This is a genomic window from Wenzhouxiangella psychrophila (genome assembly GCF_042310375.1).
GTDB lineage: Bacteria > Pseudomonadota > Gammaproteobacteria > Xanthomonadales > Wenzhouxiangellaceae > Wenzhouxiangella.
On record NZ_JBHJMQ010000011.1, the window covers coordinates 108,101 to 127,166 of the forward strand.

At 56.9% G+C, this 19,066-nt stretch carries 16 protein-coding genes and 1 other RNA gene; 9 read left to right on the forward strand and 8 right to left on the reverse strand.

Annotated elements, in window-relative coordinates; all coding sequences use genetic code 11:
• Entirely contained in the window at positions 1-198 is a 198-nt protein-coding gene (locus ACDC66_RS13425; protein WP_376697239.1) for a helix-turn-helix transcriptional regulator, read from the reverse strand.
• Between the two features lie 96 nt (positions 199-294).
• Positions 295-771 carry a hypothetical protein gene (locus ACDC66_RS13430; RefSeq protein ID WP_376697240.1) on the reverse strand — a complete coding sequence of 159 codons (477 nt, stop codon included), beginning with the start codon at positions 769-771 and terminating at the stop codon, positions 295-297.
• A 431-nt stretch (positions 772-1,202) separates the two neighbouring features.
• Between ACDC66_RS13430 and hsdR the strand changes: the two genes are divergently transcribed.
• Genes hsdR through ACDC66_RS13460 form a run of 6 tightly spaced genes read left to right on the forward strand, consistent with a single transcriptional unit; the run spans position 1,203 to position 10,426 of the window.
• Entirely contained in the window at positions 1,203-3,644 is a 2,442-nt protein-coding gene (gene hsdR, locus ACDC66_RS13435; protein WP_376697257.1) for an EcoAI/FtnUII family type I restriction enzme subunit R, read from the forward strand.
• Entirely contained in the window at positions 3,644-4,495 is an 852-nt protein-coding gene (locus ACDC66_RS13440; protein WP_376697241.1) for an FRG domain-containing protein, read from the forward strand. Before hsdR ends, ACDC66_RS13440 begins: the two co-directional genes overlap by 1 nt.
• A gap of 2 nt (positions 4,496-4,497) precedes the next feature.
• Positions 4,498-5,946 carry an N-6 DNA methylase gene (locus tag ACDC66_RS13445; RefSeq protein ID WP_376697242.1) on the forward strand — a complete coding sequence of 483 codons (1,449 nt, stop codon included), beginning with the start codon at positions 4,498-4,500 and terminating at the stop codon, positions 5,944-5,946.
• Positions 5,943-7,667 carry a restriction endonuclease subunit S gene (locus ACDC66_RS13450; protein ID WP_376697243.1) on the forward strand — a complete coding sequence of 575 codons (1,725 nt, stop codon included), beginning with the start codon at positions 5,943-5,945 and terminating at the stop codon, positions 7,665-7,667. Before ACDC66_RS13445 ends, ACDC66_RS13450 begins: the two co-directional genes overlap by 4 nt.
• Positions 7,667-8,767: a hypothetical protein gene (locus tag ACDC66_RS13455; protein WP_376697244.1), complete on the forward strand. Its 1,101-nt coding sequence runs from the start codon at positions 7,667-7,669 to the stop codon at positions 8,765-8,767. The genes ACDC66_RS13450 and ACDC66_RS13455 overlap by 1 nt, the downstream gene beginning before the upstream one ends.
• A 39-nt stretch (positions 8,768-8,806) precedes the next feature.
• Entirely contained in the window at positions 8,807-10,426 is a 1,620-nt protein-coding gene (locus ACDC66_RS13460) for an ATP-binding protein (RefSeq protein WP_376697245.1), read from the forward strand.
• 1,644 nt (positions 10,427-12,070) lie between these two features.
• Here ACDC66_RS13460 and ACDC66_RS13465 read toward each other — a convergent pair.
• The 5 genes from ACDC66_RS13465 to smpB form a co-directional block, all read right to left on the reverse strand.
• A complete protein-coding gene (locus ACDC66_RS13465; protein WP_376697246.1) occupies positions 12,071-12,871 on the reverse strand; it encodes a DUF1828 domain-containing protein in 801 nt (266 codons plus the stop codon).
• Between the two features lie 588 nt (positions 12,872-13,459).
• Positions 13,460-14,719 (reverse strand): tyrosine-type recombinase/integrase, encoded by a 1,260-nt coding sequence (locus ACDC66_RS13470; protein WP_376697247.1) that lies wholly within the window; start codon positions 14,717-14,719, stop codon positions 13,460-13,462.
• 163 nt (positions 14,720-14,882) lie between these two features.
• Positions 14,883-15,239: a transfer-messenger RNA gene (ssrA, locus tag ACDC66_RS13475) on the reverse strand.
• Positions 15,240-15,293: 54 nt separating this feature from the next.
• Positions 15,294-16,409 (reverse strand): diguanylate cyclase, encoded by a 1,116-nt coding sequence (locus ACDC66_RS13480; protein ID WP_376697248.1) that lies wholly within the window; start codon positions 16,407-16,409, stop codon positions 15,294-15,296.
• A 42-nt stretch (positions 16,410-16,451) separates the two neighbouring features.
• Positions 16,452-16,916, reverse strand: a complete 465-nt coding sequence (smpB, locus tag ACDC66_RS13485) for an SsrA-binding protein SmpB (RefSeq protein WP_376697249.1) — start codon at positions 16,914-16,916, stop codon at positions 16,452-16,454.
• Between the two features lie 298 nt (positions 16,917-17,214).
• Here smpB and ACDC66_RS13490 point away from each other — a divergent pair, with 298 nt between their 5' ends.
• Positions 17,215-17,646, forward strand: a complete 432-nt coding sequence (locus ACDC66_RS13490; RefSeq protein ID WP_376697250.1) for a type II toxin-antitoxin system RatA family toxin — start codon at positions 17,215-17,217, stop codon at positions 17,644-17,646.
• Positions 17,636-17,944 carry an RnfH family protein gene (locus tag ACDC66_RS13495; protein WP_376697251.1) on the forward strand — a complete coding sequence of 103 codons (309 nt, stop codon included), beginning with the start codon at positions 17,636-17,638 and terminating at the stop codon, positions 17,942-17,944. The genes ACDC66_RS13490 and ACDC66_RS13495 overlap by 11 nt, the downstream gene beginning before the upstream one ends.
• Positions 17,945-17,962: 18 nt before the next feature.
• Here the strand turns inward: ACDC66_RS13495 and ACDC66_RS13500 are convergent, their stop codons facing one another.
• Positions 17,963-18,427: an outer membrane protein assembly factor BamE gene (locus ACDC66_RS13500; protein WP_376697252.1), complete on the reverse strand. Its 465-nt coding sequence runs from the start codon at positions 18,425-18,427 to the stop codon at positions 17,963-17,965.
• Between the two features lie 56 nt (positions 18,428-18,483).
• Here ACDC66_RS13500 and fur point away from each other — a divergent pair, with 56 nt between their 5' ends.
• A complete protein-coding gene (gene fur, locus ACDC66_RS13505) occupies positions 18,484-18,909 on the forward strand; it encodes a ferric iron uptake transcriptional regulator (RefSeq protein WP_376697253.1) in 426 nt (141 codons plus the stop codon).
• The last annotated feature ends 157 nt before the right edge of the window (positions 18,910-19,066 follow it).

Sequence of the window (19,066 nt, forward strand, 5' to 3'; positions counted from 1 at the left end):
TCACCGCGCAGCCTGGCGACTGGCCTCAATCTGCTGCTCCAGCCAGTCATCCACTTCCGATTCGATCCAACCGACAGCACGGCCGCCGAGGGAGATGGGTTTGGGAAAGGTGCCTTCCGCGATGCGTAGATAGATCGTGGAACGTGACAGGCCGGTACGGGCCTTGACGTGGGGAAGTCTGAGGATTACTTCAGCCATGTTTGCGCCTCCTTGGGCGGTGATGAACATGGCTGGGATTCTGCGCAGCGAAAACTACGATGTCAGCGGGGAAATAGTTGAACAATTCCCCCGGCTTTAAGGTTTAGATTTTTTTCTTGCGCGCTCGTAGGTGCGTCGGACGGTATCAGGTGATTTGTGAAGTTCCTGAGCAAGTTGATCGTAAGCCTCTGTCGGCGAATACCCGAATCTGATCAATTCTTGGGTCTTCAGAATCATGTAGCCCTTTTGTCGTCGATCTTCCTGTCGGCCACGCTTCGGAGGTTTGATATGCAGTGAATCCACGGTTAGTTTTTTTTCCTCTATTTCCAAAATGGCATCAAGCACCACATGAGAATAAGCCGACCAGGCAGCCTCAGGAAGACGGCCTTTATCAAGTAGATACGAGGCCTTCAAGATTTCGTCGGTGCTTTTGAAAGAAATTTCTTCTGGAGCAAGTTTCGACCACTTCCTCCCCAGGGATTCAGCGCTTTCGATCCACTCCTCAGCTTTGGCCCTGTCTTCCGTTTTCTCTATCGCGTGGGCAATCGGGTCATTTGGATTCAGAATCTTCATGGGCTCACTGACGTCTACTGTTGAGGAATGTTAAGGGGCTCATTGGGGCAGGCTGACGACGATCTGCTCGCGAGGAAAGGAACGACGCATATATGCTCCGGCATCCCGGGAGGCCTTCTAGCTGCCCCGGAAGTTGGCTCCAGGCCGGTTGTTGCTTGTCGACTTCCTGCACACCCCTGGAGCCGATATCGGCGAGTCGCGCCGACTGTCCGGTCAAGCTCGGTGCGGTCGTTTTGGATCTTCCTCTCCAGCAAGGCGATTACCTCGCTGAGGCTGGCCGCGGGAGAGCGTGTATCGGATCCTGAGGGCATTGGCGGCAAGGAACCTCCTATTGCAGCAGGTCGCTCCAAGCAGTTGCAATTCCTTGGATTATAGTAGACGAATCGGTACAGTACGGGACTTGGGCGGCCAGCGAAACAAGGGCGGGCATGATCGACAAGAAAAACCTCTCGGAACGAGACATCTGTACGAAATTCATCACTCCTGCGCTGCGCAAGGCGGGCTGGGACGAGATGCTGCAGATCCGGGAGGAGGTCAGCTTCACCAGGGGGCGCCTGATCGTGCGCGGCAAGCTGGTCAGCCGGGGGAAGGCCAAGCGGGCCGACTACGTCCTCTACGTCAAGCCCAATATTCCAGTCGCGCTGATCGAGGCCAAGGACAACCGCCACAGCGTCGGGGACGGCATGCAGCAGGCCCTCGGATACGCCGAGACCCTGAATATTCCGTACGTGTTTTCGTCCAACGGGGACGGCTTCGTCTTCCACGACCGGACCGGCGCCAGCGACCAGCCCGAGGCCGATCTGAATCTGGACGACTTCCCCGCGCCCGAAGACCTATGGCAGCGCTACCGGGCCTGGAAGGGTCTGGACCCGGAGGCCGAGAAGGTGGTGCTGGAGGACTACCACGACGATGGCAGCGGAAAGACACCCCGCTACTACCAGGTCAACGCCATCAACGCCACCATCGAGGCCATCGCCAAAGGTCGAGACCGCATCCTGCTGGTTATGGCCACAGGCACAGGCAAAACCTACACGGCGTTCCAGATCATCTGGCGGCTCTGGAAATCGGGCCGGAAAAAGCGAATTCTGTTCCTGGCCGACCGGAACGTCCTGGTCGACCAGACCATGGTCAATGATTTCCGGCCATTCGGAGGCGCGATGGCCAAGCTCTCGACCCACTCGAAAACCATCGAGCGGGCCGACGGATCGGATACGGAGCTGCCCCTGGCCGTAGACCGCCAGCGGCGAATCGATACGTCGTACGAGGTGTACCTCGGACTGTACCAGGCCATCACCGGCCCTGAGGAGAGCCAGAAGCTTTTCCGGGAGTTCTCACGGGATTTCTTCGACCTGATCGTGATCGACGAATGCCACCGTGGCAGCGCGGCCGAGGATTCGGCCTGGCGCGAGATTCTGGAGTACTTCGAGTCGGCTACCCAAATCGGCATGACGGCAACACCCAAGGAGACCAAGTACGTCTCCAACATTGCCTATTTCGGGGATCCGATTTACAGCTATTCCCTCAAGCAGGGCATCCGGGACGGCTTTCTGGCCCCGTACAAGGTCGTCAAGGTGCACATTGACCGCGATGTGGAGGGTTACCGCCCCGAGAAGGGCCAGCTAGACCGGGTTGGGCAGCCGATCGAAGATCGGATCTACAACACCAGGGATTTCGATCGGCACCTGGTCCTGGACGAGCGCACCAAACTGGTAGCGAAGAAGGTGACCCAGTTTCTCAAGGAGGCTGGAGATCGCTATCAGAAGACCATCGTGTTCTGCGTCGATCAGGAGCATGCCGCTCGCATGCGACAGGCGCTCGTCAACGAAAACGACGATCTCGTGCTGGAGAACCCTCGCTACGTGATGCGGATCACCGGAAACGACCCGGAGGGACAGGCCCAGTTGGGCAACTTCATCGACCCGGAGTCCAAGTGGCCGGTGCTGGTGACGACCTCGCGGCTGCTCTCGACCGGGGTAGACGCCCAGACCTGCCGGCTGATCGTGCTCGATCGCGAGGTGGGCTCGATGACCGAATTCAAGCAGATTGTCGGCCGTGGAACCCGGGTGCACGAGGACACCGGCAAGTACTATTTCACGCTGATCGACTTCCGTGGCGCGACCAGCCACTTCGCCGACCCGGATTTCGATGGCGAGCCCGTGCAGATCTACGAACCCAGCGGCCCCGGTCCGATCGACCCACCTGAAGCGCCGCCGACCGACGAGGAAGGCGAAGATCTCCCCGAGGCGCCCGGCGAGGACGAAACGATTCTCGACGATCCGAACATGCCGGAGCCGCGCTCGGAACCGCGGCCGAAAGTCTACGTCGACGGCGTCTCCGCCGAGATCGTCGCCGAGCGAGTGGAATACCTAGATGGCAACGGCCAATTGGTGACAGAGTCGCTGCGGGATTTCACGAAGAAGGCGCTGCGCAAGCGCTTTGCCAGCCTGGACGACTTCCTTCGCCGCTGGAAAGCCGCAGAGCGCAAGCAGGCACTGCTCGAGGAGCTGGAAGCCGAGGGCTTGCCGCTCGATCCGATCCTGGACGAGCTCGGCAAGGACCTGGATCCATTCGATCTGATCTGTCACGTGGCGTTCGGCGCCAAGCCGCTGACGCGACGTGAGCGGGCCGATAACGTCAGGAAGCGCGATGTGTTCAACCGCCATGGTGAGCAGGCTCGAGCCGTTCTCCATGCGCTGCTCGAAAAATACGCCGATGAAGGCGTCCTGAACCTGGACGATACGAATGTGTTGCGAATTCCGCCCTTGGATCAGCTGGGTACGACGGTCGAACTTGTGCGTTCGTTTGGTGGCAAAGCCGCTTTTGAGAAAGCCGTGCATGAACTTCAGACCGAAATGTATAGAGATTCCGCCTGATGAAAACTATTGGACAATCTTCCCTAGAATCTTATTGCCCTGACGAAGCAAAATTTAAGGCACGCCGATGCGCTGACATAAGAAAAGGGAATGCTATCGAAGTATCTGATTTTCTGCACTTGTCCAGGCTTGTTGCCGAGTTGCAATATAGAAATCCTGGCCATGTTCTGATGATGCGGGGCCAAAGCGATGATTATTCGAACCGTAGAAAGAATTCTAGTCTGAAGCCCTCTATTTTCCGTGGTAAGAACGAGAATCCCGATTCGGAAACCCTGAAAGAGCGCTATGAGACCCTGGCAATCGCAGAGCAGTCGCTCGTGGAAGCTTATAGCAGGCATGGGTTTCCACGAGCGAAAGAGATTAAGAGACGCCAGGTTCTACGGTGGACTATCCTCCAGCACTATGAAATTTGTCTCACACCTCTCTTGGATGTAACGAATTCCCTTCGTGTTGCCGCATCGTTCGCTTCAGATCATAGTGGGGAAGTTGCTTATCTTATGGTGATTGGGATTCCAAATGTTGCCGGCGCTATTACCACTAGCATTGAGGCAGAGTTACAGGTCATTCGTCTTGCAAGCGTCTCTCCACCCCAAGCTCTAAGGCCCCATATCCAGGAGGGGTTCCTCGTTGGAGAGTATCCCGATATAGCCATGTATGGACAGAAGCAGCTATATGAACATCACGAAGTGGATTTCGGTCTGCGGCTAATGGCGAAGTTTGTTTTCAATAGAGATCCGTTTTGGAAGAATAAGGACTTCCCTCCAATTCCCCATTCAGCGTTGTACCCGAATGACAACGACGAGTTCTATAGGGTCGCGCAAGAGATCAAGGCCGATATAGGAGAAGATTGAGCATGTCTGTACGAGCACTCGTCAAATCCATCCAGGACATCATGCGCCAGGACACCGGCGTGGACGGCGATGCGCAGCGCATCAGCCAACTGTGCTGGATGTTCTTCCTCAAGATTATCGACGACCAAGATCAGGAGTTGGAACTGGTCAAGGACGACTATCGCTCCCCGATTCCCGAGCGTCTGCAGTGGTGCAGCTGGGCCGCAGATCCGGAAGGCATCACCGGTGACGAGCTAATGGACTTCATCAACGACGATCTGTTCCCGACCCTCAAGGGCCTGGCCCCTCGTACGCCTCGCGCCCGGACCGTCCGTGATGTGTTCGAGGACGCCTTCAATTTCATGAAGTCAGGACAGTTGATGCGCCAGGTCGTCAACAAGATCAACGGCATCGACTTCAACAATCTGTCCGAGCGCCAGCATTTCGGCGATATCTACGAACAAATCCTGAATGATTTGCAGTCGGCTGGAAATGCGGGCGAGTACTATACGCCTCGCGCCGTGACCGCCTTCATGGTCAAAATGACCGATCCGAAGCCCGGCGAAGTCCTGTTCGACCCGGCCTGTGGCACCGGCGGCTTCCTGACTTGCGCTATCCGCCACATGCGCGATCACTATGTCAGGCGACCAGAGGACGAGGCGACGATGGAATCCTCGCTCCGGGCGGTCGAGAAGAAACAGCTCCCCCACATGTTGGCCGTTACCAACATGCTGCTGCACGGCATCGAGGATCCCTCCTTCCTCCGCCACGACAACACGTTGGCCCGTCCCTATATTTCTTGGGGCAAGGACGAACGCGTCGATATCGTTCTCACCAATCCGCCCTTCGGCGGGCGCGAGGAGGACGGCATCGAGGCTAATTTCCCCCAGCACTTCCGTACCCGTGAGACTGCCGACCTGTTTCTGGCCCTGATTATTCGACTTCTGAGACCAGGTGGCCGGGCAGCGGTGGTGCTGCCCGATGGCTCGCTATTCGGCGAGGGCGTCAAGACTCGCCTCAAGGAGCACTTGCTGGAGGAATGCAACCTCCACACCATCGTGCGCCTGCCCAACTCGGTCTTCCGCCCCTACGCCTCGATTGGCACCAACCTGTTGTTCTTTGAGAAGGGCACGCCCACACAGGACATCTGGTTCTGGGAACACCAGGTACCCGAGGGACAGAAAGCCTACTCCATGACCCGGCCCATTCGCTTGGAGCACCTGGACGACTGCGTGGAATGGTGGGGCGGTCCGGAGCGAAAGGGCCGCAAGGAAACTGAGCGTGCCTGGAAAGTGACCGCGGAAGAGGTGAAGGGGCGTGGCTACAACCTCGACATCAAAAACCCCCATACGGTGGAAGAGGAGCTCGGCGACCCTGAGATTCTTCTAGAAGAACTGAGTAGTACCGAGGCCGAGGTTGCCGCACTACGCGATCAGCTCAAGGCCATCCTGTCGGAGGCGCTGGTCCGATGAATGCCCATCGTCTCCTCGAGCTCTATGACAGGATCGCTGAGGCCCCCGATGCAGTCGACCGCCTGCGCCGCTTCGTGCTGGATCTTGCTGTGCGAGGCAAACTCGTGGAGCAGGATGCGTCAGATGAGCCTGCTTCTGAGCTATTAAACAAGGTTGTCTTTGAGAGGGCAAAGCTGGTGGACGCTGGAGCGGCGAAGAAGGCAAAGTCTCTAGACGCTGTCGACGAGCCGCCCTTTGAAATCCCGGACAGCTGGATATGGTCTCGGCTAGGAATTATTGCGGGCTACATTCAGCGCGGAAAATCTCCGAAATATGCGGCAAGAGATGGTGCCCCTGTAGTTTCCCAGAAATGCGTTCAGTGGTCCGGCCTTGATTTGAGCGTCGCGAAGCAGGTCACGCGAGAAGCTCTAGAGAAGTACGAGACAATTCGATTTCTTCAGCCAGGAGACCTGCTATGGAATTCTACTGGAACAGGAACGATCGGCCGAATCATACGGCTAGTAGACCCTCCTGCAGGACTTGTGTGTGACAGCCATGTCACAGTTGTCAGGTGTGTGCATGTCAATCCCGAGTTCGTCCGGACGTGGCTTCGCTCAGATCATGTCTATGGTGTCATCGAAGATAGCTCGGCCGGATCGACAAATCAGATCGAACTGACAGCGAAATTTGCCAACAATCAACCGGTTCCAATCCCACCCCTCGCTGAGCAGCAGCGGATCGTGGCCAAGGTGGAGGAGCTGATGGCGCTGCTGGGCCGGCTGGAGGCGACCCGCACCGCGCGCGAGACCATACGAGACCGGCTGACCACCGCCAGCCTCGCCCGCCTGACAGCACCCGACTCCGATCCCGAGGCGTTCCCGGACCACGCACGCTTCGCCCTTGATGCGCTCCCCGCCCTCACCGCACGCCCGAAGCAGATCGGATCTCTCCGCGAGACTATCCTCAATCTTGCTATTCGGGGAAGGCTTGTGGAACAAGATCCTTCGGACGAGCCAGCATCAGAATTGATGGATCGACTTCAGAGAAGAAGAGAAGAGTTGATTGATTCTAAGAAGCTAAGGAGGTTAAAAATGCCTCCTAAGCCAGATAGCGAGGAGCTAGGTTTCAATGTGCCCACTGGGTGGTTGGCCGCAAGGCTTGGTGAAATATATGACGTCCGCGATGGCACGCACGACACACCTAAGTATGTTAGCGAAGGAGTTCCCCTTGTTACAAGCAAGAATCTTTCATCCGGAGTCCTATCATTTGATGGCGTAAAGCTCATCAGTGAAGAAGATCATCGAAAGATTTCCCAGCGATCACTTGTAGAGAAGAATGACGTTCTTTTTGCCATGATTGGTAGTATCGGCAATCCTGTTATTGTCGATACCAATAAGGCCTTCAGCATCAAAAACGTTGCTTTGTTCAAATATATAGACAGCAAGGACCAATCCCCGAAGTTTCTGAAATATCTACTTGAGTTCGCTTCCCATGTAATGAGAAATGAAGCTACCGGTGGGCTCCAGCCCTTCGTGTCTTTAGGGTACTTGAGGTCTTTTCCTATTGCGCTTCCACCTCTCGTAGAACAGCATCGGATCGCAGAAAAAGTCGATGAACTCATGGGTTTGACCGATCGGCTGGAGGCTGCCATTCGGATATCAGAGGCCACGCGTGGGCGCCTGCTAGAGGCAACTCTCCACAAAGCTCTTGGAGCCCCGTCAAGCGAACGAGAGGCCGCCTGATGCCCATCCGCCACAGCATTTGGAGAGTGGGTCAGAGACCGCAGGCACTGAAACAGGGGCTCCTCGAAAGCGAAGCGTTGCTGGAGGACATGATCGTTGCCGCGCCGGAAATTCTGTCGCCCGAATGGATGATCATCGGCCGACAGGAGTATACCGGACATGGCGGGCGGATCGACCTGCTTGCGCTTGCGCCCGATGGCGCGCTGATCCTGGTCGAGCTAAAACGTGCCAGGACGCCGCGAGATGTGGTGGCCCAGGCTATTGATTACGCGGTCTGGGCGGAATCGCTCGAGGCCGATGATATCGGCCGCATTTACAGTCGTTTTTCAGGGGGCGGCGACCTCGGCGGTGCCTATTACGAGAAATTCGGCCAGCTGCTCGACGAGGACACCCTCAACGAGAGCCACCAGATTGTGATCGTAGCGTCCTCGCTAGATGCAAGCAGCGAACGTATCGTCGAATATCTAAACCAACGCGACATCCCCATCAATGTACTCTGCTTCCAGGTTTTCGAGAGCTCTGGGGGTCCGTTACTCAGCCGCGTTTGGCTGCATGATCCAGTCGAAACCCAGGTGGCGGCCTCGACAACCGGCGGACGTCCTTCCGAGAAAGAGCCGTGGAACGGCGAGTATTACGTGTCGTTTGGCCACGGGATGGGCCGGTCATGGAAAGAAGCAAGTCAATACGGCTTCGTTTCTGCTGGCGGCGGCTCCTGGTACAGCGGCACCCTGAACCTGCTAGAACCCGGCGATCGGATCTGGATCAAGGTGCCCGGATCTGGCTTCGTAGGAGTGGGTCGGGTAACTGAGAAGGCTGTGCCAGCGGCGGACTTCCAATTGCCAGGCCCCGGTGGCGCACTCCGCCCAGCACTGGACGTTCTCACCGAAGACCATTACATGCGTGATCACGTGGACGACTCGGATCTCTGCGAGTATTTTGTCGCCGTTGACTGGATCGAGACCGTTCCGCTGGAAAAGGCCTTCAACGAAGTTGGACTGTTCGGCAACCAGAACACCGTCTGCGCACCAAAGACACCGAAATGGCGGCATACGGTGGAGCGGTTGAAGCAGTTTTTCCGGCAATCCGATGCGGAATCTTGAGTGGCAGGGATATCGGGAAGGCATCGAATCGGAGGATTTATGGAGCCCAAGTCAATAGTCGCGAACTTTGTGGAATCTCTAGCAGAGGAATGGGGAGCAAGAAATTCTCTTCTAGTAAAAGTCCCCAATGGTGTGGCAATTGAATCCGATGTCTTCGAGAAAGTAGTTGAGGGATCTGATTGGTTCGAGAGTATCGATTCTTCTAGAAGCTTTAGTTTTGTTGCCGTTGATGCGCCTCTAGCAATGGCGAAGGAAAAAATAAATATTGGTGGCTCGTCTATTAAGCTTCGAAAAAATTGGGGCGAAATCGCGAAAGCGCTCCGCTTCTTACATGAGGATGGTCTCTGCATTGCGATCGTTGAGCCGCCTGCGTTTGGGCTCGCAGAGGGTCCGAAATTTCTGGAAGCTCTAGAGACCGAAGGGTTTGCGTTACAAGGGGTCTTTGACTGTCCGCCAAACTTTCTCGCGACCACGTCTATTCGCCCGGTTATTGCTGCTATAAGCAGAAAGTCCCGAGGTAGAGTCTTTGCGGCAGAGCTAGAGGACGTGGCGCAAGCGTCATCCGTTGTCCGAGCATTTGTGGATGAAGACGCAGGCGACTCCCTGGGAGAGGGGGTGATGATCGAGGGTGGCGAGTTCGACGGTTTCGATGGTTTAAAGGCTAGAATTCAGCTGGATCGCTTGGAGACGCAGTATAAAGAATATCAATCGCGCTCTCTAGGTCAGGTGGCTAGTGAGATAAACACTGTTAGATCAGGCGGATCATTCATTAGCAAGGAGAATGCAGTCTATGTTCCAATGCTTGGTAATTCGGCGGTAGTCGACAACCTACAAGAAGCAAGCATAAAGCACCAGAATCTTTTTCAAGTTGTCTTTCCGGATACTGTAAAAAATTCCTATGTTGCAGCTTTCTTTCGCTCTGATCTCGGGTTGCTGGTTCTAAAGTCACTAACCCGAGGTGCAGTGATATCAAGGATTTCTAAGACTGAACTTGCTCGAGCGCCGCTTGCCGTTCCGGGCATCCAAGAGCAGGATGAAATTGTTGAGTCTCATAGCAAGCTCTTCACCTTAAAAGCCGCAATTGAAGGATTTCAAAAAGATCTGGCGCTCAATCCAAGAAGCGCATCCGCGATAAGAAGTCAGGTGGAAAGTATGTTGGAAAAGATTGGTGCTTTAACCGAGGCGGATCGGATAATGGGTATGGCTCGGGAGGGAGAGTCTGCAACGGTCGAGTTTAAACAGACGTTCAGCCTAGATGTCAGCAAGGGGACAAAGGAAAAGTACATCGAGGTTTCTGCTCTCAAGACCATAGTAGCCTTCCTGAATACAAAGGGCGGAACCTTATTAGTCGGAGTTACAGATGACGGCGAAATTTTAGGGATTAACGATGAAGTAAAGCGATTTCATAAGAGCAACGATGGATTTTTACTCCATTTCAAGAACAGAATCAAAGAGCGTATCGGTGAGCAGAATTACCCATTTATTGACCAGAAAATTATACATCTCGGCGATGCTTATGTGTTAATGGTTGAGTGCAGGCAGGCAACGTCGCCATGTTACCTCGACGAAAAAGAATTTTATGTTCGTACTAATCCCGCTACGGACAAGCTCGAGGGTCCGAAACTCGTTGAGTATATTCGGAATCACTTTTCTAGTTGAGGGCCTATGTGAAAGTCATCTGTAGGTAGTTTCTGGCACCCAGGAGGTTCGTGATCGATGACCTTGAATTCGGACCGCACCCAAAGGGGGGGGGTGATATTCGCTGTACTTGCTCTGTGGCATGATGACCTCCATCTCAGGGCCACGATCACGCCGTTGCTCTAGTTGTTCGTGTGCCGACTGTAAGGGAGGAGGGCAATTTGGCGAGCCCGTAAAGCTCAATCACAAACTGGATCCGGATCGACCAGCGCCGTTTACGAACGAATACTGGGACGTGAATAGAGCGCGTCGAAATCCAGATCTAATGTCCCGGAAATGCTCGAGGCCAAGAGGAAGGCCAACCGGATCTACAAGGAGCGGCAGGCTTTGTCGCGCAAGGTCAGCTCGGAAGGGCGTGTCGCCACGGAAGAAGAATCCAGGCTATTGAGGTAGCTCAACGCCAGGCAGGCGGCGATTTATGAGCCCGCTTGGTATGAGGCCCTGGCCCGCTCAACCGCTCGGTTGAATTCTTCCTCGGAGATCAGTTCAGCGTCCTCCCGAAACCGGGAAGTCGACGCTACGACCGGCCGTCCAGTAGTCCAGTTGAACGTGTTGACTCCGTCGGACGACCAGGGTTCGCCTTCCACAAGCCCGAAGGTGAGCGAGGGGGGGCGATTGGGTGATGGCTCTGCCATATCTGAAACTCTATCACAAGAAAGCGAATGGTCGTATTACTCGGATGAGGGCGGGTCGCTGCGTATTCCGCGCGCCCAGATGCCTCAGATCAAGCGGTCAGATCGGGGTGATTTCCTGACGTTTTTGAGTGAGGGAGAAATAGAAACCGACCAAGCAAACGTATCCCTAGATTCGCTCAAGCCGACTCGGGAAGAGTGTTCTCGCGCCAAGGCGCAAAAGAGGCTCCTGGTCTGCTTGAAGGCGACGCCTCCAGCCCGGATACTGTCTCTGAATAGGAGAGCGCCGATGACCGAGAAACTGGCACGATACAAGCTCGCGAATGGGAAAGTCGTTTCGACCGACTTCAGGAAGCCCCTGGAGCTGAAGCCGGATCCCATCCGTACAGAATGGCCTGTTCCTCAAGCCACGAGGGCAGCAGGAAGAATGTCGCCAGGATCTCGCCCCGGAAATCAAAGGCATCTGGGTCGAGTCCTTCCGATTAGGAGTCCATCGAGTAGCGCTCGCGGCCGATGGTTCCTTCGCCAGTTTGCCTGCACTCCGCAAGATTTCTTACCATGGAATTCTGATGCTGGCGAAGGAAACTGGCAGCATCGAGCACAACTTCGAGTAGGTGAGGCATTGAGAATGCGTAAGGGCCGGAGATCGCCGCAACCAACCTCAACGATGATGTCCCAGAGGCTTGTCGAAGCGGCGGAGCGACAGGTGGACCAGGGGGTGATGGTCAGGAACCCGGAGAGCACGACTGGATACGACTTTTCGCCTTCGGAGATGGACAAGCGGCGATTGGGCGCGCAACGCCTAAAACAGGTGTTTGGAAAACTTCCTGGATACGCGAAAAAGGCCGAGAGGCAAGGTGACGCCTACTGGCTGGCCTTATACGCTAGTGGCTATCGAGTAACGGATATGCCTTAAAGTGGGCGTTTATATCCATAGTAAGCCCCCGTCAAGCACATTATGATGGTGCATTGGTTAGTGTGGTTTCGAGTAAAAGCCTTGTCCTAGCGCTTCTGATGCAACCCGAATAATAGACTGCTGCTTGTTCTCTTCATAAATTGGCACAGCGTCTAAATGGTTGTTCGCGCGCTGACGGACTTTGGATGAAATCTGTCCCTCTGATTCTAAAAGAGCCACTACTGAGCATGGGAGTGAAGCGTTAAGCGCCCATGCTTGAAGTAGCATTGCTTCATTAACCTTGTTGTCTGAGACGCCAAAGAAAACTGCTACAGGTGGCTTTCCTTTTGCTAGTATTCCAGCATCCGCAGGCAATTCATCCAGATTGTCGCCAAGGATGAAGTTATCTTCGACTATATCTGCTCGGTTTCCAACTACCTGTTTAAGCATCTCAAGAGCATCTTGCTTGAACGTGCTGGCTGCTCGCTCATGCGACATGAATGCAATGTCTTGGACGCGAAGAAGAAAAGCAAGAAACTGCAGGGCAGCATGAGGGACATCCGGTTCTGAGACTTCTTGGGTGAATAATTCACCGCTATTCGTATCAAATTGGACTCCGTATTGGTTAAGTAGTGTTTCAAATACCTCTTTACGTGTACCATTTTTCTCTACGTCAGCGCCAAGTGCCTCAAGTGTTGGAATCGAAAGAGCGTTGTCGATTATTCGGTATTTGCCAGTCTCCTTTATGCTCTGTATATAAAAACCAATATGATCTCCGTCAACCGATTGATACTCGGTCCCAACAGCCAAGCCAATCGGGACATCACGAACCAGCAATCCCTCACAGAATTCCTTGCATAACTGTTCTTTTAGGTTCATTGGAAAAGCCCTGAGGGCGATTCAGCCCTACTTAGTCCAAATTTGCGTACAGCAATCTCAGTTGCGCTTCGATCAAATACGTTAAACGCCAAGTTGCCATCCCTTGCGTGACCACCTGCAATTCGAACTAGCGCCGGGTACCCAGTACGACCATCATGTCTTGGTAGGAATTGTTCAAGATCGTCGCAGAAAGAATGTATGTGCCAGCCGGGGTGGTTTCCGTGAAACTCATACCTTGCAAGAACGCGGGTGTTTCCATCCGAGAGATCCATGCCCAAAATGGCTAAATACTCTTGAATATCTACCCGATAGGCAATCAGTACCCGCATTGAGAGGCCCAGGCAGGAGAATGTGCAATAGCACCAGCGCCACTTAGACCGGATCCTGAATGATCGGTTCTTGTTCATTGGGAAGACCGATTTCGGCATTTTCCCAGTCCTCCAAGGCGACCACTGCAAATCCCGCTTTTGGCCCAGTACGATATCCCTCAACCGCATGGGGGGATATTAGCACTCGGCGACTTTCAACGAAACTGCTTCCCGGCGTGGGTTCTGAGGGTGTGACTGCTGTAGGGTGGCCTGCCCGCTATCACTCAACGCCGGAACGGCCTAGCTGGTCGGCGTTTACTGTTCCATCGACCGTGCTCTTCCGTATTGCAGTCACGTTGCTCCCGTCTTTTAGGGCATCAAGATAGTCGGCCCAAGCCTGCATCATCTTGCGGCGCTCGGGGAGGTAAGCGGTCCGGTTGTAGGCGCGTCCGTTCGGATCGCGCACTGCGTGGGCAAGCTGGTGTTCGATGTAATCGGGTCGGAACCCCAGCACCTCATCCAGGATCGTGCGTGCCATCGCCCGGAACCCGTGGCCGCTCATCTCATCCTTGCCGATCCCCATGCGCCGCATGGCCGCCAGCACGGCGTTGTCGCTCATGGGGCGCTTGGGGCTCCTGGCGCTGGGGAAGACGTAGCGTCCGCGTCCTGTCAGCGGCTCCAGCTCGCGCAGAATGGCTACTGCCTGGCGCGACAGCGGCACGATATGGTGTGTGTTGGTCTTGGTGACGGTGTAGCGCCATTCTGCGGCGTCCAGGTCGATGTCGGCCCACTCGGCCTTCCGAAGCTCGCCGGGGCGCACGAAGACCAGCGGCGCCAGGCGCAGGGCGCAGCGTACCGGGAGGGTGCCTTCGTAGCCATCGATCGCCCGCAGAACGGCGGGGATCTTGTTGGGATCGGTGACAGCGGCGAAATGCCGGCTCTTGACCGGTGGCAGGGCGCCGCGGAGATCGCCGGAGGGATCGCGCTCGGCGCGACCGGTGGCGACGGCGTAGCGGAAGACCTGTCCACAGCAGCCGAGCACGCGATGCGCCGTTTCCAGTGCGCCCCGTTCCTCGATTCGCCGGATGACGGGCAGGAGCTGCGGCGCGGTGATGTCGGCAATGGGCTTTCCGCCCAACCAGGGGAATACATTCAGTTCCAGTCGGCGAATGATGGTTTCGGCGTGCTTCTCGGTCCAGGAGGGCAGGTGCTTGGTGTGCCACTCCCGGGCCACTGCCTCGAAGCTGTTCGCCGCCCTGTCGTGCTGTGCGGCTTTCTGAGTCCGACGGTGCTCGCTGGGGTCGATGTCGTTGGCCAGCAGCTTGCGCGCCTCGTCACGGCGCTCACGAGCCTCCTTGAGGGCAACATCTGGGTAGACACCAAGCGAAATTCGCTTCTCCTTGCCCCCAAAGCGGTACTTGAGCCGCCACCACTTGCCCCCGGATGGGGCTACCTCCAAGTACAGCCCGCGCTCGTCGAACAGCTTGCGGGCCTTGTCGGCCGGTTTGGCGTTGCGGATGGCGGTATCAGTTAGGGGCATGGGGGCAACTTCCTCCGAGGGCAACTTACCTGCCCCGAATGTTGCCCCTGGTTGCCCCCGGATGTCAACGAATCCTGTTGGATCTTGTGGGAAGGTCCAGACACGAAAAAGCCCGCTGTTAGGCGGGCTCATCGATTTCCTCGGATCTCCGGGGATCTAGATTTGGTGGAGGCGGGGGGAGTCGAACCCCCGTCCGCGAACCATCTGATCCTGGTTCTACATGCTTAGCCCGCTCGATTATTTCTCGTCGTTACAACGCCCGAGGGGCAGGGCATATGTAACGACCAGTCCCTGTTTGATTTAACGCCATGCCCAGAGACGCGACATGACGCGATCCTGCTAAATGATCTCCGGTCGGAAGCGCAGGCTCAACCGGCGGAGAGCAGGCTGGTTTTTAGGCAGCCAGTGCGTAGTTGTCGTCGTTGGCAACTAACTTTGGTTCAGCTGGTTTTACGAGGTGAGCTGAGACCTCGGCATGCCCCAGGGTACGTCCAATCCGCGTCGAAGCCGGAACGCCCCCGAAGTCGTTTGTTAAGACTAACAGCTTGATGGAAAGTTCCGCAATGCTGCGGCTTCAATATTCCGAGGCCGGCTCGGACATTGCTTGCTCGGCGGTGGAACCCTTTCCGACAATTCGGTTGCGGCCCGATTCCTTGGCGCGGTATAACGCGCGGTCGGCCGATTCCAGCCATTCCCGCACACCCAGATCCTGGTCGCCGGCCTCGGCAAAGCCGATGCTGACGGTCAATTCCTCGTTGCCGAGATGGGGCAGGTCGAGTTCGTTGACGTCCGAGCGAATGGCCTCGGCAACGGCTTCGGCGCGCCGGGCATCGCCTTCCACGACAACTGCCAACTCGTCGCCCCCGAACCGCCCGGCAACGTCCGTGCGGGCGAGGTGGCGGCGAATGATGGAAGACACGCCTCGCAGCGCGTCGTCGCCGGCCGTGTGTCCGCGCTGGTCGTTGATGGTCTTGAAATGGTCGAGATCGATCAGGAGCAGGCTGACCGGTTCGCCCTCCTGATGCCTGGATTGAAGTTTGAGTTCAGCCTGGGCCTGCCAGTGGCCGCGGCTGGCAAGGCCGGTCAGCATGTCGATGCGACTCAACTCGTCGAGCTGACGATTCTGGCGCTGAACCTTCCGAACCAGGCGATAGCCGGTCAGGCTCACGGCGATGGTATGGATGAGAAGGAGGGGCATGCAGGCCAGGATCACGGTCATGCTCGACTCGGGCTGGAACCGGAAGCCGGTCACCAGCGCACCGCCGACCAGGCCCGCGAAAAGCCCGGGCAGTGACCACAGCCACAGGCCGCGAATGCCGGTGCTGATCTTGTCGACCGTTGCCAGGGTAATCAACAGCACGCTGGGCAGCAGATTGAAGTACATCAGCGGCGCCCACAGCCCGGCCATGGCGGAGTCGATCAGCAAGTTGCGCAGCTCGGTGCGGTAGGGCTCGCGACTACGGCGGGCCAGCATCAGGGCCAGCTGTGGCCAGATCAGCGCCGTGAAGATCAGCAGCACCCAGCTCGGCCAGCCGGCGCCACTTTCGATCAGCACGGCGCCGACCGGTGGTGCGGCCAGCCCCATGCCCAGCATGCGCAGCCGGTAGACGCGGCGCGGCATGAGGCCCAGGTCGCTCAGCCGCGCGGCCTTGCGTACGGCTGCGGCTTCGGTGGTTTGTTCCCCTTTCATTGCGCCATCATAGCCTGATCGAAGCGGCTTGGAGTCTTCGGATCAGTTGTGCTTGAGAATGCGATTCTTCTGCCGCTCCCAGTCCTTTTCCTTCGCGGCGCGTCGCTTGTCGTGCTGCTTCTTGCCGGTGGCCACGGCGATTTCGACTTTGACCTTGCCCTGCTTCCAGTACATGGCGGTGGGGATGATGGTCTGCCCCTTGCGCTCGACCAGTCCGATCAGGCGGTCAATTTCGCGACGGTGCAGCAGCAAGCGGCGCGTGCGGGTCGGGTCGGGGGTGAAGTGTGTCGAAACCGACGGCAGCGGCGTGATCAGGCAGCCGAACAGGAAGGCCTCCCCGTTTTTGAGCAGCACATAGCTGTCGCCGAACTGCACCTTGCCTTCACGCAGCGCCTTGACCTCCCAGCCTTCCAGTGCAATACCGGCCTCCAGCCGCTCGTCGAGCTGATACTCGAAGCGGGCGCGCTTGTTGAGGGCGATGGTGGATGGGGGCTGCTTCTTGGCCATGCGTATCAGGCTAACTGTTCAGTAAAAGACGGCAATGATAGCGCACGGTGTTGGTTTCAGGTTTCAGGTTTCAGGTTTCAGGTTTCAGGTTTCAGGTTTCAGGGTTCGGGGTTCGGGAAATCCTGGGGCTTTTGCAGAGAAGGGGCGGCAATGACGCCACGGCGGGTACAATCTGTCGCGGCAATCAGGATGACTCCGTCTTGAACTGAACCCTGAACCCTGAACCCTGAACCCTGAACCCTGAACCCTGAACCCTGAACCCTGAACCCTGAACCCTGAACCCTGAACCCTTCTTTCCATGCCCGAAGTCCACCGTTCAGCACTCGTCCCCTACACGCCGGTCCAGATGTATGGTCTGGTCCGGGACGTGGAAAGGTACCCGGAATTCCTGGCCTGGGTCAGGTCGGCCGAGGTGCACCGAGAGGACGAGAACCATCAGCTGGCCACGCTGGAAGTCCAGTTGGCCGGGCTGGTTCGGCGCTTCACGACGCGTAATACGCTGGTGGTCGACGAGGCATTGCTCATGGAGCTCGACCGTGGGCCGTTCGACGATCTCAGTGGCAGCTGGAAGTTCGCCCCGGTCGGTGATGGATGCCGGGTCAGCCTGGACCTGCGTTTCCACGTCGGCGGCGGAATCCTTCTGAGACCGTTCCAGCGCAACTTCTCGCGCATGGCCGATCGCATGGTCGATGATTTCACCCGTCGCGCCCATCAGGTTCATGACCGCTGAGCGTATTACGGTCGAAGTTGCAGCCGCTACGCCTCGACGCCAGGTCGTGGTTGCTCTGACGGTGCCTGCGGGGACGACGTTGGCCCAGGCCGTCGCGCAAGCCGACCTGCCGGCCCGGATTCCGGGGCTGGAAGTCGACGAGCAACGTCTGGGGATTTACGGCAAGCGCCAACGGCCGGATACCGTCCTGCAAGACGGCGATCGCGCGGAAGTCTACCGGCCGCTAACCGCCGATCCCAAGGAAGTGCGCCGCCAGCTCGCGGAGCTCGCGCGGGCTGAAAAAAAGAAAGGCAGTTGAGGCGCCCGGGGCTCGGGCTCAATTACCACCAGGACCGGTGCCGGGGTTGGGGTTGGCTCGCTCCTGATCGCGCAGCGTGTCGAGATCCTGGATGGGCGTATCCTCGGGATCCTGCAGCTCGTCCAGCGCCTCGCTGGCCATGTTTTCCTCATCGAGGTAATTGCCCTCGATGGAAGCCAGGGCATCGTTCTCAAAGAACAGCGTGAGAACGCGCTTTTTCGGCTTGCCGCCGCGCGCGGCATAGGAATTCATGTAGTCCCAGCGGTCGTCGTGGAACGGGCTGTTGACCGAGGGCGTGCCCAGCAGAACCTGGACCTGGCGCTTGGTCATGCCGGTTTCCAGTTCGGCGACCTCTTCGCTGTCGAGCACGTTGCCTTGCTGGATGTCCTGCTTGTAGACGAGGGCGCCGCAGGCGCAGAGCGACAGAGCGGCCAGCACTGCGAGGGGGCGGGCGAGCTTGATGACTGTAAGTGCGTTCAACATGGGTGGCAATGATACAATACTTGGACTGTGTACGGGCCACTCGACCGGGGTAATGCATGCCAGGACAGAGCAGCGAACTGAAGAAGGCCGGCCTGAAGGTCACCCACCCGCGCCGGCAGATTCTGCGCTTGCTGGAGACGACCGATCAGAAACACATGACGGCCGACGATATCTACCGCGCCCTGGTCGACCAGGGCGAGGAAATCGGCCTGGCCACGGTCTATCGCGTGCTGGCCCAGTTCGAGTCGGCCCATCTGGTTCGCAAGCATCTGTTCGACGACGGGACCGGTCGCTCCCAGCAGGCTTGCTACGAACTCGACGAGGGTGACCACCACGACCACATGGTCTGCCTCGAGACCGGCGAAGTGCTTGAATTCTTCGATGAAGCCATCGAAAAGCGCCAGGAAGAGATCGCCCGGGAGCACGGCTACGAAATCATCGATCACTCCATGGTGCTCTACGTCAGGCCTAAAAAAGATTGATACAAGTGTAAAGTGTTAAGAAACAGGCGCTTGGCGTTGGTTTCGATGTTCTTCACACTGAACCGCCCCCGAAAAAGTAGACACCTCATTTTCGCACGAGGAGTGAGGTGTTATGAAATACAAGCCAAGAAGGACCTACAGCCGGGCATTCAAACTT